2 protein-coding genes are annotated in these 2497 nt (G+C 56.6%); both read left to right on the top strand.

Going from position 1 to position 2497, the window contains the following annotated elements; genetic code table 11:
* Nucleotides 1-108 precede the first annotated feature (108 nt).
* On the top strand, nucleotides 109-1635 hold the full coding sequence (istA, locus tag V8Z78_RS26895) for an IS21 family transposase (protein ID WP_349732497.1): 1527 nt from the start codon (nucleotides 109-111) through the stop codon (nucleotides 1633-1635).
* Entirely contained in the window at nucleotides 1625-2410 is a 786-nt protein-coding gene (gene istB, locus V8Z78_RS26900; RefSeq protein ID WP_256493544.1) for an IS21-like element helper ATPase IstB, read from the top strand. Before istA ends, istB begins: the two co-directional genes overlap by 11 nt.
* Nucleotides 2411-2497: the final 87 nt, after the last annotated feature.

Here is a 2497-nt window from a genome sequence, read left to right on the forward strand (position 1 = left end):
TGTTGATTTCCACCCAGAAGTGACCCACTAGCCCCCGGTTTTTCCATCTCAATCTGACCCACGCATTAACCCTAGCCTGCTGCTTTCTTGTGCAGCAGGAGACCAGGAGTGATTGACGTGGCCACTTTGAGTGTCATCCGGCGCTGGGCTCTGCGTGAGCACCTGTCCATCCGAGAGATCGCCCGCAGAACTGGGCTTTCTCGCAATACCATCCGCAAGTATTTGCGCTCCGACGTTGTGCAACCTCAACTTGCACAGCGCACCATTGCCACCAAGCTCGACCCCTACGCCAGCAAGCTGTCAGGCTGGCTGCGTACAGAAGTCAACCGCTCTCGCAAGCAGCGGCGCACGATCAAGCAGATGTTTGTGGACTTGCAGGGGTTGGGCTATACCGGCTCCTACAACCGAGTCGCTGCCTTTGCCAGAGTGTGGAAGGCTCAGTGTCATGTGGCTGAGCAAACATCAGGGCGAGGCGTTTTTGTGCCCCTGGTCTTCGGCGCTGGAGAAGCCTTCCAGTTTGATTGGAGCGAGGATTGTGCTGTCATCGCGGGTGTACGCACCAAGCTGCAAGTGGCTCACCTCAAGCTCAGCCACAGCCGAGCCTTCTATCTGCGGGCCTATCCCCTGCAAACCCATGAGATGCTGTTCGATGCCCACAACCGTGCCTTTGCGGTGTTTGGAGGCGTCCCTAGGCGGGGGATCTACGACAACATGCGCACAGCCGTCGATCGTGTCGGCCGTGGCAAGCTCAGAGAGGTCAACGCCCGCTTCAGTGCTATGGCCAGCCATTTCCTGTTCGAGGCACAGTTTTGCAATCCGGCCTCGGGATGGGAGAAGGGACAGGTCGAGAAGAATGTTCGGGACGCTCGCCATCGTATCTGGCAATCTGTACCAGCGTTTCCGACACTCAGTGCCCTCAACGATTGGCTAGAGCAACGGTGTCAGCAGTTATGGCAAGAGATTGCGCATGGCCAATTGCCTGGCTCACTTGCTGATGTGTGGGAGCAAGAACGCTCAACTTTGATGCCCATGCCTCGGCCGTTTGACGGCTTTGTCGAGCATGCCAAACGAGTCTCTCCCACCTGCCTAGTTCACTTCGAGCGCAATCGCTACAGCGTGCCGGCCTCTTATGCCAACAGGCCCGTGAGCTTGCAGGTTTATGCCGACCGCCTGGTTGTCGTGGCCGAAGGTCAGTTCGTCTGCGAACACCCGCGCATCATTGAGCGCAATCACCAAGGCTCTGGGCGTACGGTTTATGACTGGCGCCATTACCTGGCCGTATTGCAGCGCAAGCCTGGCGCATTGCGCAACGGTGCGCCGTTTGTCGAGTTGCCAGACGCATTCAAACGACTGCAAGCTTTGCTCCTGAAGCAACCTGGCGGCGATCGCGAGATGGTGGAAGTTCTTGCCTTGGTATTGCAGCACGATGAGCAAGCCGTCCTGGCCGCTGTCGAGTTGGCACTGGAGGATGGCGCACCCCGCAAGACCCACATCATCAATATCTTGCACCGCCTCATTGATGGAACACCGGAGCCTGACCCCATCCATTCACCCCAAGCCTTGGCCTTGATCGTTGAGCCACAAGCCAACGTCGTGCGCTATGACCAACTCCGACAGGTGCGCCATGCGTCATGACCCCGCCATTGCTGCGATCATCATCATGCTGCGCCAACTCAAGATGTTTGGCATGGCCCATGCCGTGACAGAACTTGCAGAGCAAGGCTCACCAGCATTTGAAGCAGCACACCCCATACTGTCGCAACTGCTCAAGGCCGAGAGTGCTGAGCGAGAAGTGCGCTCCATTGCCTATCAACTCAAGGTCGCCAGGTTCCCGGTCTACAGAGATCTGGCAGGCTTTGACTTCGCACACAGTGAAGTCAATGAAGCCTTGGTACGCAGCCTTCATCGCTGTGAGTTCATCGAGAAGGCTAACAACGTGGTGCTTGTCGGTGGACCTGGCACGGGCAAGACGCACATTGCTACAGCACTGGGTATTCAGGCCATTGAGCACCACCGTCAAAGGGTGCGCTTCTTCTCTACTGTTGAGTTAGTTAATGCCCTGGAGCAAGAGAAAGTGCAAGGCAAAGCCGGACAGCTCGCCCACAGGCTGGTGCATACGGATCTGGTGATACTCGATGAGCTGGGCTATCTGCCCTTCAGCTCATCTGGTGGTGCGCTACTGTTTCATCTACTCTCGACGCTTTACGAACGCACCAGCGTAGTCATCACCACCAACCTGAGCTTCAGCGAATGGGCCAGCGTGTTTGGTGATGCCAAGATGACCACGGCCCTGCTGGACCGCCTGACCCACCACTGCCATATTCTGGAAACAGGCAACGATAGCTACCGCTTCAAGCACAGCAGTGCAGTCCAACAACCGCCCATGAAGAAGGAGAGAAACAAAACCTAATCCACATCTTGAGCCTTACGGCTCAAGTCAAGGAGTGGGTCAGTTTGAGATGGAAATGGCGGGTCAGTTTTGCGTGGAAATTAACAG

This window comes from Comamonas sp. wu1-DMT (assembly GCF_040187805.1).
In the GTDB taxonomy this organism is placed as follows: domain Bacteria; phylum Pseudomonadota; class Gammaproteobacteria; order Burkholderiales; family Burkholderiaceae_C; genus Comamonas; species Comamonas thiooxydans.

Bases quoted from the DNA above. Each gene is read 5' to 3' on its own strand.
- istB (WP_256493544.1), top strand. From the start codon at position 1,625: ATGCGTCATGACCCCGCCATTGCTGCGATCATCATCATGCTGCGCCAA.